Annotated in this window: 13 protein-coding genes; 4 read left to right on the plus strand and 9 right to left on the minus strand. The window is 62.6% G+C overall.

The window, feature by feature from the left end; genetic code table 11:
* The first annotated feature begins 57 nt into the window (after positions 1 to 57).
* Positions 58 to 1,329 carry an MFS transporter gene (locus H351_RS10250; RefSeq protein WP_029255994.1) on the plus strand — a complete coding sequence of 424 codons (1,272 nt, stop codon included), beginning with the start codon at positions 58 to 60 and terminating at the stop codon, positions 1,327 to 1,329.
* 4 nt (positions 1,330 to 1,333) lie between these two features.
* On the opposite strand, the gene H351_RS10255 is transcribed toward H351_RS10250, so the two are convergent.
* From H351_RS10255 to H351_RS10280, 6 genes are all read right to left on the minus strand, one after another.
* The gene (locus H351_RS10255) at positions 1,334 to 2,374 is read right to left on the minus strand and encodes a hypothetical protein (protein WP_020970451.1); all 1,041 of its coding nucleotides are present in this window, start codon (positions 2,372 to 2,374) and stop codon (positions 1,334 to 1,336) included.
* Positions 2,371 to 3,858 carry an acetyl-coenzyme A carboxylase carboxyl transferase subunits beta/alpha gene (locus H351_RS10260; protein ID WP_020908744.1) on the minus strand — a complete coding sequence of 496 codons (1,488 nt, stop codon included), beginning with the start codon at positions 3,856 to 3,858 and terminating at the stop codon, positions 2,371 to 2,373. Before H351_RS10260 ends, H351_RS10255 begins: the two co-directional genes overlap by 4 nt.
* 93 nt (positions 3,859 to 3,951) lie before the next feature.
* Positions 3,952 to 5,145, minus strand: a complete 1,194-nt coding sequence (locus tag H351_RS10265; RefSeq protein WP_019744870.1) for an ABC transporter permease — start codon at positions 5,143 to 5,145, stop codon at positions 3,952 to 3,954.
* Complete coding sequence (locus tag H351_RS10270; protein ID WP_019744869.1) at positions 5,142 to 6,038, minus strand: ABC transporter ATP-binding protein; 897 nt, start codon at positions 6,036 to 6,038, stop codon at positions 5,142 to 5,144. The genes H351_RS10265 and H351_RS10270 overlap by 4 nt, the downstream gene beginning before the upstream one ends.
* Positions 6,039 to 6,081: 43 nt before the next feature.
* Positions 6,082 to 6,627, minus strand: coding sequence for a hypothetical protein (locus H351_RS10275; protein ID WP_020970450.1), 546 nt, complete (start codon positions 6,625 to 6,627; stop codon positions 6,082 to 6,084).
* Positions 6,620 to 6,970, minus strand: coding sequence for a helix-turn-helix transcriptional regulator (locus tag H351_RS10280; RefSeq protein ID WP_029255993.1), 351 nt, complete (start codon positions 6,968 to 6,970; stop codon positions 6,620 to 6,622). The genes H351_RS10275 and H351_RS10280 overlap by 8 nt, the downstream gene beginning before the upstream one ends.
* A gap of 106 nt (positions 6,971 to 7,076) precedes the next feature.
* On the opposite strand from H351_RS10280, the gene H351_RS10285 reads away from it, so the two are divergent.
* From H351_RS10285 to H351_RS10295, 3 genes are all read left to right on the plus strand, one after another.
* The gene (locus H351_RS10285; RefSeq protein WP_029255992.1) at positions 7,077 to 7,496 is read left to right on the plus strand and encodes a hypothetical protein; all 420 of its coding nucleotides are present in this window, start codon (positions 7,077 to 7,079) and stop codon (positions 7,494 to 7,496) included.
* Between the two features lie 74 nt (positions 7,497 to 7,570).
* On the plus strand, positions 7,571 to 7,984 hold the full coding sequence (locus H351_RS10290; protein ID WP_029255991.1) for a VOC family protein: 414 nt from the start codon (positions 7,571 to 7,573) through the stop codon (positions 7,982 to 7,984).
* Positions 7,985 to 8,560 (plus strand): TetR/AcrR family transcriptional regulator, encoded by a 576-nt coding sequence (locus tag H351_RS10295; protein WP_007733408.1) that lies wholly within the window; start codon positions 7,985 to 7,987, stop codon positions 8,558 to 8,560.
* A gap of 12 nt (positions 8,561 to 8,572) precedes the next feature.
* On the opposite strand, the gene H351_RS10300 is transcribed toward H351_RS10295, so the two are convergent.
* The 3 genes from H351_RS10300 to H351_RS10310 form a co-directional block, all read right to left on the minus strand.
* The gene (locus tag H351_RS10300) at positions 8,573 to 9,412 is read right to left on the minus strand and encodes an aldo/keto reductase (protein WP_020908738.1); all 840 of its coding nucleotides are present in this window, start codon (positions 9,410 to 9,412) and stop codon (positions 8,573 to 8,575) included.
* Between the two features lie 143 nt (positions 9,413 to 9,555).
* Entirely contained in the window at positions 9,556 to 11,187 is a 1,632-nt protein-coding gene (locus H351_RS10305; RefSeq protein WP_020970444.1) for an ABC-F family ATP-binding cassette domain-containing protein, read from the minus strand.
* A gap of 89 nt (positions 11,188 to 11,276) precedes the next feature.
* A complete protein-coding gene (locus tag H351_RS10310; RefSeq protein ID WP_020970443.1) occupies positions 11,277 to 11,873 on the minus strand; it encodes a class I SAM-dependent methyltransferase in 597 nt (198 codons plus the stop codon).
* Positions 11,874 to 11,995: the final 122 nt, after the last annotated feature.

Raw genomic sequence — 11,995 nt, forward strand, 5'->3', positions numbered from 1 at the left:
CCGTCGGCCAGTGGCGCGTAGGGGTGGGATAAGCCAGGGACGGAAAGGGGGATCGATGTGACAGGTGCAGCGCAACGCGCAGGCTTCTGGGGAGTACTCGCTCTGCGTGACTTCCGACTGCTGTGGACCGGCGACGCAGTCAGCGGTATCGGAAACGGTGTCACGACCGTCGTACTGCCGCTGGTCGCGCTTCGCGAACTGGACGCGAGTAGCTTCCAGATCGGTGTGCTGGCATCGGCAGTGTGGTTGCCGTGGTTGATCGTCGGACTACCTGCCGGTGCCTGGATCGACCGGCTGCCACGGCGTCCGATCATGATGATCGCGAACGCTGCGTGCGCGCTGCTCTTCGCGAGCCTCGCGATCGCCGGCTTCCTGGAGGCGATGACATACGGCCACCTGCTCCTGGTCGCGCTGCTCACCGGTACAGCCACGGTCTTCTTCCAGGCGGCCTATCACTCGTATCTCCCCACGGTGCTCGCCGAAGCGGATCTTGTCGAAGGGAACTCGAAGATTCAGGGCGCCGAGGCCGCAACTCGGGTGATCGGCCCAAGCGTCGGTGGGCTGGTGGTTGCAACTGTCGGGCTTGCGGCCGGTCTGGTTGTCGACGCGTTCACGTTCGCCTTCTGCTTCGTATGCATCTGGCTGATTCGTGTGCAGGAGACCGTCCATCGCGGACAGAATCAGCGAGAACCGTTGCGACGGCAGATTGCGCTCGGACTGCGATTCGTCGCCGGTGATCCGTATCTGCGGTCGATCGTCGTCTACGGCACTCTGCTCAATTTCGGTCTCACCGGGTACACCACGATTCAGATCGTGTTCTTGGAAAAGACGGTTGGTGTGGGGGAGTTCGGACTCGGGCTTCTCTTGGCGATTGTCGGGGTGGGCGGAATTGTCGGATCGATGATCGCGCGCCCGCTCGGCCGCAGATTCGGCACTGCCCGAAGCGTTCTCATCTGTCAGTTGGTAACGGGACCGTTCATCCTGTTGGCGCCTCTGACGACGTACGGTGCCGGCCTGTTCTGGTTCTGCATCGGCGGCATGGTGATGGTTGCGGGTGTCGTGTCGTGCAACGTGGTGCTCGGCAGTTTCCGTCAAAGTTACTGTCCGCCGGACCGCCTCGGACGAGTAGTGGCAACGAGTATGTTCCTGCTGCACAGCAGCATTCCGCTCGGTGCGCTGACGGCAGGCTACCTCGGCGACGCGGTGGGACCGCGCGGGACGATGTGGATCATGGCCTGCCTGATCGCGCCGTGTGGATTGGTCCTGCTCTTCAGCCCGCTCCGCGGGATCCGCGATCTACCGAGTCGGCCGGCGATCTCGCTGCGGTAGAGAATTACTGCGGTAGAGCCGCGGCGGCCTCTTCGCTTCGAATCGCGATGCGAAGAGTCGCGAGCATGAACAGTGACACTGCGAAACCGAAAAGCGCGCCGAACTGGTCCTGCGTGAACAGATAGACCTGCGTCACCAGAAGGCTCACGATGAGGGATGCACGCAGGAGTCTCAGGGCTCGCAGGTACGGACCGCGGAAGAGGAACCACACTCCCAGGACCACAAGAACTCCGGTTGCGACGGTGGAGATCTGGACCACCAGGTCGGAGACGTCGTCGGCCTCGACGACGTTCTCGGAAACCAACGCGTAGATCACCTGGACAATCGCCAGAAGAGCCTGCAGTACGAACAGGGTCAGTACCAGTCGGCGGACGACACGGTGCCGGAGCAGTTCCTCAGCACGGTGGAAGAACGCGTTGCGGCCACGAGTGATCTTCGATTCGATACCGCCGGTCGGCGGAGTCTGTGAATGCAGGCCGGCTTTGATCGAATCGACGAGGTCGGTGAGGCTGCGGTCTTCGACGCCGTCGAGTACGCGGAGGGCGTGGTTGTACTGGATCTCGTCGAGCTGACCGAGAGCGAGGTCCGAGAGCGCTCGCGCCCCGATGGCGAGCCGATGACGATCATTCATTCCGCGCCGAATCACCACCTCGCGCGCGGCAAGATAGAAGAGAACGAAGACGACGTACATGATCGCGATGGCAGGTTGGTAGAAGTAATCGACGTCGGCGGTGACGAATTTTCCGACCTCGTCGATGAAGAGACCGAATCCGATTCCGCCGACGAGCGTGGCCAGGTCACGCGTGCGAGAGCCTTCGGTGATGGCGGTCGCGACGATGGCGACGGCCATCAGCAATCCGCCCCAGAGAACGTGTGCGATATGGAGGGCGCCGCCCCCGATCTGGGGATAGCCCGTTGCCGCCAGATAAGCGCGGGTGATCAACACGGTCGCGACGCCGGCGAACAGGAACAATTCGAAACGAGCGAGTGCCGCGCGGTCGTAACTGTGCGGCAGCGTCAGCGCATTCCGGTCCTTCGTCGTCATTGCGGAACTCCCAGGTTTCGATAGCGCGCGATACGGGAGGACTGGCGATCGGTGTCCGACTCTTCGGCAAGCACGAAGAGTTCGTGCGCTATCGCAGCCCCTACCCTCTTGGAGAATTCCACGGGTTCGTCGGCCGCGTCAGGCGTTTCGGGAATGATCGCGTCGATTACGCCGTCTCGAAGCAGATCCAACGAACGAATGCCCTGCGCTGCCGCCATCTCCGGTGCGTGACTGATGTCGCGATGTACGATCGCGCTTGCGCCTTCCGGCGGCAGGGGAGCGAGCCACCCGTTCTGTGCCGCGAGTACCCGATCGGCGGGCAGCAGCGCGAGCGCCCCGCCGCCTGTTCCCTGACCGAGCAACACCGACACTGTCGGGGTCTTCAGCGTCACGAGGTCGGCGATGCAACGGGCGATCTCAGGGGCCAGTCCACGTTCTTCAGCTTCTTTGGACAGCGACGCGCCCAAAGTGTCGATCACGAGGACAAGCGGGAGTTGTAGTTCTTCGGCAAGTTTCATGCCCCGTCGCGCTTCCCTGAGCGCGGCCGGTCCCATCGTGGTGAGCGCGGATTGGCCACTGCGGTCCTGGCCGAGCAGGATGCACGGAAAGCCTCGGAAGCGGGCGAGCGAGAGCAAGATCGTCTTGTCGGTTTCACCCTGCCCGGTGCCGCTGAGCGGTACCTGTTCAGTTGCGGCATGGCGGAGCAACTGCCGGATGCCGGGTCGATCGGCCCGGCGCGAGAGCATCACCGACTGCCAGGCGGGAACATCGGGAATCTCGGGTGAGGGAATCGGGTCCGTGGCCGCCGGGGCCGGGGGATCGGTGAGCACGCACAACGCTCGATTGACCAGCAGACGGAGGCGGTCGACGGGTACGACGCCGTCGATAACGCCGTTGCGATACAAGTTTTCGGACGTCTGGATACCGTCGGGAAACTTTTCGCCGTACAGCGATTCGTAGACACGGGGTCCGAGGAATCCCACCAGAGCACCGGGTTCCGCGACGGTGATGTGGCCGAGGGATCCCCACGAGGCAAAGACCCCGCCGGTGGTGGGATTGCGCAGGTATACCAGGTAGGGCAGGTGTGCCGCTTTGTGAACAGCCACTGCCGCAGCGATCTTCACCATCTGAACGAAGGCGACGGTGCCCTCCTGCATCCGCGTTCCGCCGGAGGTGGGCGAGGCGAGCAGCGGGAGTTGTTCTGCCGTAGCACGTTCGACGGCGGTCACGATCCGCTCGGCCGCGGCGACTCCGATGGAACCGGCGAGAAAGCTGAATTCACAGGCAATTACCGCGACTCGACGGCCCCGAACCGTACCGACACCGGTGACGACGGACTCGTCAACTCCGCTCTTTTCGCGGGCCTTCGCCAGGTCTTCTGCGTATTTCGGGCCAGGTCCGACGTCGACGGGCGGGGAGTCCCAAGAGACGAAGCTCTCGGGATCGAGTACCGCAGTGAGTAGTTCTTCGGCCGAGATTCGCACAACGTCCTCCAAGTAAGCAGCACCCCGTCCAGGATGAACCTACCTGGACGGGGTGCCGCCGGGATCGCGTGGCGCCAGTTGTGCGCCGGAGAATCAGCGTCCGAACGCCTCTTTCCATGACACGACCTTGCCGATACGAAGGATGGAGCGCTGGTAGATCTTTGCCGCGATCATCGACAGCGCAGCAGTTACGACCAGCATCAGCAGAATCGTTCCCACGATCTGGAACGGAGAAGCAACGCCGGCGGAAATGCGCAGGGGCATGAGGATTGCCGAGAACGGCGGAATCCAACTCAACACGTTGCTCAGGGTTCCTTCTGGATTGCTCACCGAAACGAAAGCCACGCTGACCATCGCCATGACGAGCAGCGCGAGAGGCATCGCGGTGGCGTTGACGTCCTCCTGCCGCGAGACCATGGACCCGGCGGCGGCGTACAGCACGGCGAAGAAGAGGAAGCCGAGAATGAACCACCCGAGAGTGCCGAACAGAACGCCGATTGCGGTGCCCGTCACGGTCAGGACGCCCGTCGCCAGTCCGGTGGCGACGCCCGCGACGGCATAGGCAGCCATCTGCATCAGGCCGACAGCACCGATTCCGAGAACCTTGCCCCACAACAACTGCAGCGGACGAAGAGTGGAGAGCAGCAGCTCGACCACGCGACTGGACTTCTCCTCGACGACGCCCATCGCCACGTACGTTCCGAACAGCAGGATCTGCATGTACAGGAGCACCACAGCAGCGATCGACATCGCTATGCGTTGGCCCTGTTCGGGATCCGGGGGATCGATGGCATCGATGGTGACCACTGCGGTGGACGTGGCTTCGGCGAGCTGTGCCGGATCGATCCCCGCGGCGGAGAGCGCATTCGATTGTGCCTGTTGTGCAACGGAACTCTCGATGACGGCGCGCAGATTCGTGGGCACTTCCTTCTTGGTCACGACAGTGACGCCGCCGCCCGATCCAGCGATCACGGCCACGTCGAGGTCGCCGTCCTTGACCTGGTTTCGTGCGGTTCCGTCGTCGGAAACCTCCGTCACCGTCACCGGATTTCCGAGGGTGTCGCCGATGGACACCATCGTGGCACTGAGTGATTGGTTGCCGACCAAGCCGATCTTCGACTTGTCCTCGTCGCCGCCGGAGAAGAGTGAGAAGGCGATGATGCCGCCGACGATCGCGACCAGAATGATGACGTTGCTGATCACAAAACTCTTCTTCGAGATCTGCGTCATGAATTCGCGTCGGGCGACCAACCCGATGGCTCGACCTCCGCTCAACTGGTTGCTCATGCGGCTACTACCTCTCGGAACAGATCGGTCAGTGACGGACGTCGTAGCGTGAACTCGTGCACCGGTCCGGTTTTCAACGCTGCATGCAGGATCTGCTGATCGTCGGCGGTTCCGTCGACGCTCAGGAGCGTTCGACCGTCGAGGTGGCTCAGTGTGGTGACACCGATCAGATGGTGTGCCCAACCGACCGGCGCGTCAGGGGCGAAGACTTCGATTCGGCCGTCGCCCTTGCCTCGTAGTTCGTCGACGGTTCCGATCTCTCGCATGCTGCCGCGGCTGATGATGCCCACGCGATCGCACAAGCGCTCCACCAGATCCAGCTGATGGCTGGAGAAGATTACGGGAACACCGGTGCGAGCCTTCTCGACCAACACGTCACTCATGACATCGACCGCTACGGGGTCAAGGCCCGAAAACGGTTCGTCCAGAACGAGTACCGCTGGATCGTGAACCAGCGCGGCCGCGAGCTGCACACGTTGCTGATTACCGAGGGACAGGGAGTCGACGGTGTCCTTGACGCGTTCGGCGATACCCAGACGTTCGGTCCATCGCTCTGTCGCCGCGTGCGCGTCGGCTTTCGAGAGCCCATGTAGCTCGGCCAGATAGGAAAGTTGCGCGCCCACCTTCATCTTGGGGTAGAGGCCGCGTTCCTCCGGCATGTATCCGATAGTGCGACGCACGTCGAGGTCGACGGGTTTGCCGCCGAGGCGAACTTCCCCCGAATCTGCTCCGAGCACACCCAGCGCAATGCGCATCGTGGTCGTCTTGCCGGCGCCGTTGCTGCCGACGAATCCGAAGATCTCGCCTGGTCGCACTTCGAAACTCAGGTTGTCGAGTGCAACGACGTCGCCGTAGCGTTTCGAGATGCCGTCGATCGTGAGGGTGGCTGACATGGGTCCTTCCCATCGGTCGAGTGGTGCGCTTCGGAAATACGGGTCAGAGGTCGAACTCTTCGGAATCAATCGGATCCGGGTCTGGATTGGTCCACGAGAGAATCATCGCGGGCGTGCACGCGCCGATCAGCATTGCAGTCAGTGCCAATAAACCTCCCGAGTAAGGCAGTCTCTCTACATTCCACTGCACCGACGAGGTGAAAATGAGGAAAATGGCGACAATGAAGACCAACGATTGAGTCACGCTCAACCCGACGGAACGGGCGTCGTTGCGTTGCTGGATCTCCCATTCGTCCAGAGCATGCCGCGGCGCATCCCCTTGCCTGCCCGACACGATTTGAAGTGAAGACCACGTCGGTAGGAACAACAGGGTGAGGACCGGCCATGCCACCGCGAACAGTGGGTTGAACAGGCACGCTATGCCGATGGCAACCATCGTGGCGAACAGGACTCCGAGGGCGATGACGAGCATCCGCCGACGTCGACGGGTTCGCCAATTCGGGAGCCAATGTCGGAACGTCTCCTCGTTCTGCAGGAACCGCCGAGTGCGGTGGGCCTGGTAGCGGTCGATCAGATTTGATTCAGGCACTGGGCTTTTCACTCCCCTCGGTAGTGCGGTCAGATCGGTAGACCTCCGTCGACGGTGCATTCCGGTAGACCTCCGTCGACGGTGCATTTCGGTAGACCTCCGTCGACAGCGGCCCGAACTCCGTCCGGGAGAACACCGCTTCGACCGGAAGGTCGAACACCCAGCAGATCCTGAACGCGAGATCCAGGCTGGGGTAGTGATCGCCGCGTTCGAGCGCCCCCACCGTCTGCGGGTTGACGTCGACGAGTTGTGCAAGCTGGGCCCGACTCATCTTCCGCTCGGCGCGAAGCACTCCGATGCGATTGAAGATGGGGAGCGCGTCTTCCCGTCGGACTGGGCTCATGCATCAAAGTGTTGTAAAAACCCAACAGTTTGTCAACATGAACCGCGAAGATGCCGTTTCTGGGTGGTGTCGGCGGATAGGGTTCGGGCAACAGAAGGGGCGTCGCATGGTGGTCGAAAAGTTGGTGCTCGAGAAGTCCTGCCTCGTCGTGCAGGTGCGCGAGGACGGTAGCTACAGCGTGGGACCGCAAGGGCGTGAAGTGGTCTGGCGCGATGCGATGGAAAAAGGTGCCGTCATCGGTATCGGTCAGCACACTCCAGGAGACGTTGAGGGTGAATCGTGGTGGGTCGTGTACGGCCAGTCGGACGCCGGCGCAGACGTCACCGTTCGACTCGAGGATGGATCGCACGTGCCGGTGGGCCGTATCGGTGAGATTTTCGCCAGTGAATGGGTGAGTACCCCGCAGCAGGCCTTGCTGTATCGGTCCGATCGCCCGGTGGAGTCGCAGCCCACCAATCTCTCTGTTCTGTTCGCCAGGCCGAAGTTCATGCCCAAAGCGGCGTTTCCGGAGAATGATCGCTTGTAGTTGCAGCGAGCTGCCGTCGGGAGGCTGGCGGCTATCTTCTCGAAACATTACAGTACGTACTGTACTGTTTGGGAATGACAACTTGGCCGAACGACCTCGCAGTAGTGCAAGTGCGCATAGCGCGACCCACCGACAGGCTCGACGACGTGATTGCGTTCTATCGCGACTGTCTGGGATTGCCCGAGCTCTACCGGTTCTCCGGTCATGCCGGGTACGACGGAATCATGCTGGGGCTGCCGGATTCGAACTATCACCTCGAATTCACGACCCACGAAGACGGAAGCCCGTGCCCGGCGCCGACGCAGGACAACCTGTTGGTGCTCTACTTCGCCGGCGAGTCGGCGATGTACGAGGTAGTTCAGCGGTTGGGTGAAGCAGGGCACGAACCCGTTGGCGCCGAGAATCCGTACTGGGAGGAGAATGCGGGGATGACTTTCGAAGATCCCGACGGCTGGCGTCTGGTGCTCATGCCGCGACCGGTGCTGTAGATGGTGCGCGCCCGCGACGAGCGGATCGACGACGCCGTACTGGCGGCAACCCTGGAGTTGTTGGGGGAGAACGGTTATGCGGAGCTGTCGATCGGTTCGGTGGCGACGAGAGCCGGCGTGCACCGACCCGCCATCTACCGGAGATGGCCGTCGAAGCGGCATCTGGTGGTCGACGTCGTCGTGGCGCACATCGGCACTGATCCAACGCCGGACACCGGCGATCTCAGGGCAGACCTGGTCGCCGGCATCACGACATTGGTTGTGGGGCTGAGCGAAACGGTAGTTGGGCGGATCCTGCCCGCGTTGGTCGCGGATCTGGCGGCGGACCCGGAATTGGCGCGGGATTTCCAGTCGGCATTCTTTCAGCCACGACGCGATTCCACTGCGGCAGTGCTGGAATCGGCGCGGCTACGCGGCGACATTCGGAGCGACTTCGACCTGGACTTCGTCCTGGATGCCCTGGCGTCGCCGATCTATTACCGAGCGTTGTTCCGTCACTTACCGCTGGACGCGCTCCTGGCCGAGCAGTCCGTCGATTCCGTGCTGCTGACGTTGACTCCCCACGAAAATTCCTGAAGCCGTTTCGATTCAGTTCAATTCGACTGGGTCGGGTCCGACACGGCTGTCGGTGTTCAGCGCTGCGATGGCAGCTGACTCGTCGGTATCGAGTGCGAAGTCGAAGATTGCGGCGTTGTCGCGCATGCGGGCAGGTGTCACCGACTTCGACAGAACGGTGTGTCCCTGTTCGAGATGCCAGCGCAGAATGATCTGCGCTGGGCTCTTTCCGTGTGCTGCAGCGATTTTCCCGATGGTCGGGTCGTCGAGGATAGTTCCCTGTCCCAGTGGGCTCCATGCCTCGATTTCGATGCCGCGACTTCGCGCGTACTCCCGTGACGCGTGCTGTTGCAGTCTGGGGTGCAATTCGATCTGGTTGACGGCCGGGGTGATCGAGCTGTGCTCGGCCAGCAGTTCGAGGTGCTCCGGCAGGAAGTTGGACACGCCGATCGCACGGGCACGGCCGGAGGCGAGGATCTCCTCGAAAGCGGCCCACGTCTCCACGAACAGGCCCTTTGCCGGTGCCGGCCAGTGGATCAGATACAGGTCGACGAAGTCGAGGCCGAGCTTGTCGAGGCTCGTGTCGAACGCGGCGAGCGCTCGGTCGTGGCCCTGATCGTCATTCCACAACTTGGTGGTGACAAAAAGCTCTGACCTCGGAACACCCGAACTAGCGATGGCGCGGCCGACACCGGCTTCGTTTCCGTAGATTGCGGCCGTGTCGATGTGGCGGTAGCCGATCTCGAGAGCGGTGGCAGTGACCTCTTCGGTCTGTGCGTCCGGTACCTGGAAAACGCCGTACCCGAGTTGCGGGATGGTGATCGGTTCGCCGGTGGTTCCGTGAGTCAGTGTGCGGTCGGGGATCGACAACATTGAAGAGCGCCTTTCAAGACTGGGTGTGGCGGTTCGAAGGGCGATCGTGTCGCCCGTGACCACCTATGCCGCGCATGCAACTATTGCGTGCGCCTGATAAATAGTTGCACACGCGGGTTGTCTGCGCAAGCAGAGTCGGTTGGCTATTCCTCGAAGAGCTGTCCGTTCTCCATTCGCCACCGGCGCGTGCTTCGGGTGGACTGCAGCATGCGTCGATCGTGAGTGACCAGGAGGAGGGTTCCCTCGAAGGATTCCATCGCCTGCTCGAGCTGTTCGATCGCCGGAAGGTCGAGATGGTTCGTCGGCTCGTCCAGTACCAGTAGGTTCACGCCGCGAGCTTGGAGCAAAGCAAGTGCAGCCCTTGTTCTTTCGCCGGGGGACAGGGAAGCGGCAGATCTGAGTACGTGGTGTCCGCGCAGGCCGAACTTGGCGAGCAGAGTACGGACATCGGCATCGGGCCAGTCCGGAACCTGAGCGCCGAAGGCCTCGACGACTGGTTGATCACCTTCGAACAATCCACGCGCCTGATCGATCTCACCGATCGCGACACCGGAACCCAAGGACGCGATGCCCTCGTCTGGGACGAGTTTGCCGAGCAAAACGTTCAGGAGGGTGGTCTTGCCTGCCCCGTTCGCGCCCGTGACGAGGATTCGATCGCCCCAGTCGATCTGTGTCGTGACCGGACCGAACGTGAACTGACCGCGCGTTACCTTGGCACCATTCGTGGTTGCGACAACGGATCCGGACCGCGGAGCCGCCGCGATCTCCATGCGAAGTTCCCACTCCTTGCGCGGTTCCTCGACCACTTCGAGTCGCTCGATGCGACGTTGGGTCTGGCGTGCCTTCGCGGCTTGCTTCTCCGTCGACTCGGTCCGCAATCCGCGTCCGATCTTGTCGTTGTCCTTGGCCTTACGACGCGCATTGCGGACGCCGTGTTCCATCCAGTTGCGCTGCATCTGTGCGCGATCTTCGAGATCGGAGCGGGTGCCTGCGTATTCCTCGAACGCCTCGCGTGCGTGCTGGCGGGCGATCTCGCGTTCGGCGAGGTACGACTCGTAGCCGCCGTCGTAGACGGCGATGTCCTGTTGTGCCAGATCGAGTTCCACGATCCCCGTGACGGTGCGCGAGAGGAACTCGCGATCGTGGCTCACGACAACCAGCGCCGCTCGGGTCTCGGCGACAAATCGCTCCAACTGCTCGAGACCCCGCAGGTCGAGATCGTTGGTGGGTTCGTCCAACAGGAGAATGTCGTAGCGCGAGAGCAACAGCGACGCGAGCCCGGCGCGTGCGGCCTGACCGCCGGACAGTGCCGTCATGTGAGCTTCGAGCGGAACTCCGAGCCCGAGTTCTTCGACCACCTTCTCGGCGCGCTCGAACAGATCGGCGCCGCCGAGAGCGAGCCAGCGTTCGAGAGCCGGAGAGTACAGATCCTCCTCCGCTTCAGCCAGGGTTTCGGCCGCGGCGTTCATGACCGCCTCGGCGTGCGCGACGCCGGTGCGTCGGCCGAGGAACTCGAGGACGGTCTCGCCCTCGATGCGGTCGGGTTCCTGCGCGAGATAGCCCACCGCAGCGTCTGGCGGGCTGAGGATGATCGAACCTTCGACGTCGGCAGTTCCGATTCCCGCCAGTGCAGTGAGAAGCGTCGACTTGCCGGCGCCGTTCGCGCCGACGAGGCCGATGACGTCGCCGGGCGCGACGGTGAGATCGAGGTCGGAGAACAGAGTGCGTTCTCCCCGGGAGGCAGAGAGGCCGCTGATGCGCAGTGTTGCAGTCACCTGAGAAGTATCCCCGGCGCTGTGCGCCTGTGTTAATCGGTGCTGTGCGCCTTTATTAACCGCGGGCGGTTAATAAAGGCGCACAGCAGTCAGTCACGGACCAGGTGGTACCAGCACGGATGTGCCGCACGGACCGGAAGTGGCGATTCACTCACGTCGGCGGCCGTACTCGAGGCAATCGACCAACCGTCGAATACTCGCATGACGTCCTCCTCGGAGACGCCATGTGGCATCGGCCAACGGTGACCTGGCCCGAATGCGAACATCACCATGGACGCCCCGGGTGCGGTGATCGCGTTGACCGACCTCCCGTAGTCGCGTCGTTGATGATCGGTGAGCCCGTGAAAGCAGCCGATGTCGAGCACCAGCATGTGCCCGCCGTCGACAGCAATGTGCAGGTCTGCCGCGTCCTCGTGGAGGAACCGGACGTCGACGTGTGCTTCACGCGCGTGAATGCGCGCTTTGTCCAGCGGTTCCTGTTCGGCGTCGACGCCGGTGACGTGCCACCCGCGTTGCGCCAGCTCGATGGAATGGCGTCCGGTGCCGCAACCGATATCGAGTGCACGGCCACCTTCCGGGAGGGGAATCGCATCCAGAAGGCCGGACAGTTGAGCGTCGAAGCCGTGACCGGTGTGCTCCCATGGAGTGACGCCGACCTTGTAGGCGAGACGATATCCGAGATTCATCGCTCTCTCTTTTCTCGAGGCGATTCGATTACTTGTATTCCAAGGTAGACCGGCATTTCGGGTGCGACAAGGGGCCGAAGAGGAGGTTCGGTGGGGAATGCCTCCTGGCGCCCGTGCGTTGG

Origin of the sequence: Rhodococcus erythropolis R138, assembly GCF_000696675.2 — a bacterium.
In the GTDB taxonomy this organism is placed as follows: domain Bacteria; phylum Actinomycetota; class Actinomycetes; order Mycobacteriales; family Mycobacteriaceae; genus Rhodococcus_F; species Rhodococcus_F erythropolis.

Coding starts and splice junctions, on each gene's coding strand:
- H351_RS10255 (WP_020970451.1), bottom strand. CDS start 2,374: ATGACGACGAAGGACCGGAATGCGCTGACGCTGCCGCACAGTTACGAC.
- H351_RS10265 (WP_019744870.1), bottom strand. CDS start 5,145: ATGAGCAACCAGTTGAGCGGAGGTCGAGCCATCGGGTTGGTCGCCCGA.
- H351_RS10270 (WP_019744869.1), bottom strand. CDS start 6,038: ATGTCAGCCACCCTCACGATCGACGGCATCTCGAAACGCTACGGCGAC.
- H351_RS10280 (WP_029255993.1), bottom strand. CDS start 6,970: ATGAGCCCAGTCCGACGGGAAGACGCGCTCCCCATCTTCAATCGCATC.
- H351_RS10285 (WP_029255992.1), top strand. CDS start 7,077: ATGGTGGTCGAAAAGTTGGTGCTCGAGAAGTCCTGCCTCGTCGTGCAG.
- H351_RS10290 (WP_029255991.1), top strand. CDS start 7,571: ATGACAACTTGGCCGAACGACCTCGCAGTAGTGCAAGTGCGCATAGCG.
- H351_RS10295 (WP_007733408.1), top strand. CDS start 7,985: ATGGTGCGCGCCCGCGACGAGCGGATCGACGACGCCGTACTGGCGGCA.
- H351_RS10300 (WP_020908738.1), bottom strand. CDS start 9,412: ATGTTGTCGATCCCCGACCGCACACTGACTCACGGAACCACCGGCGAA.
- H351_RS10310 (WP_020970443.1), bottom strand. CDS start 11,873: ATGAATCTCGGATATCGTCTCGCCTACAAGGTCGGCGTCACTCCATGG.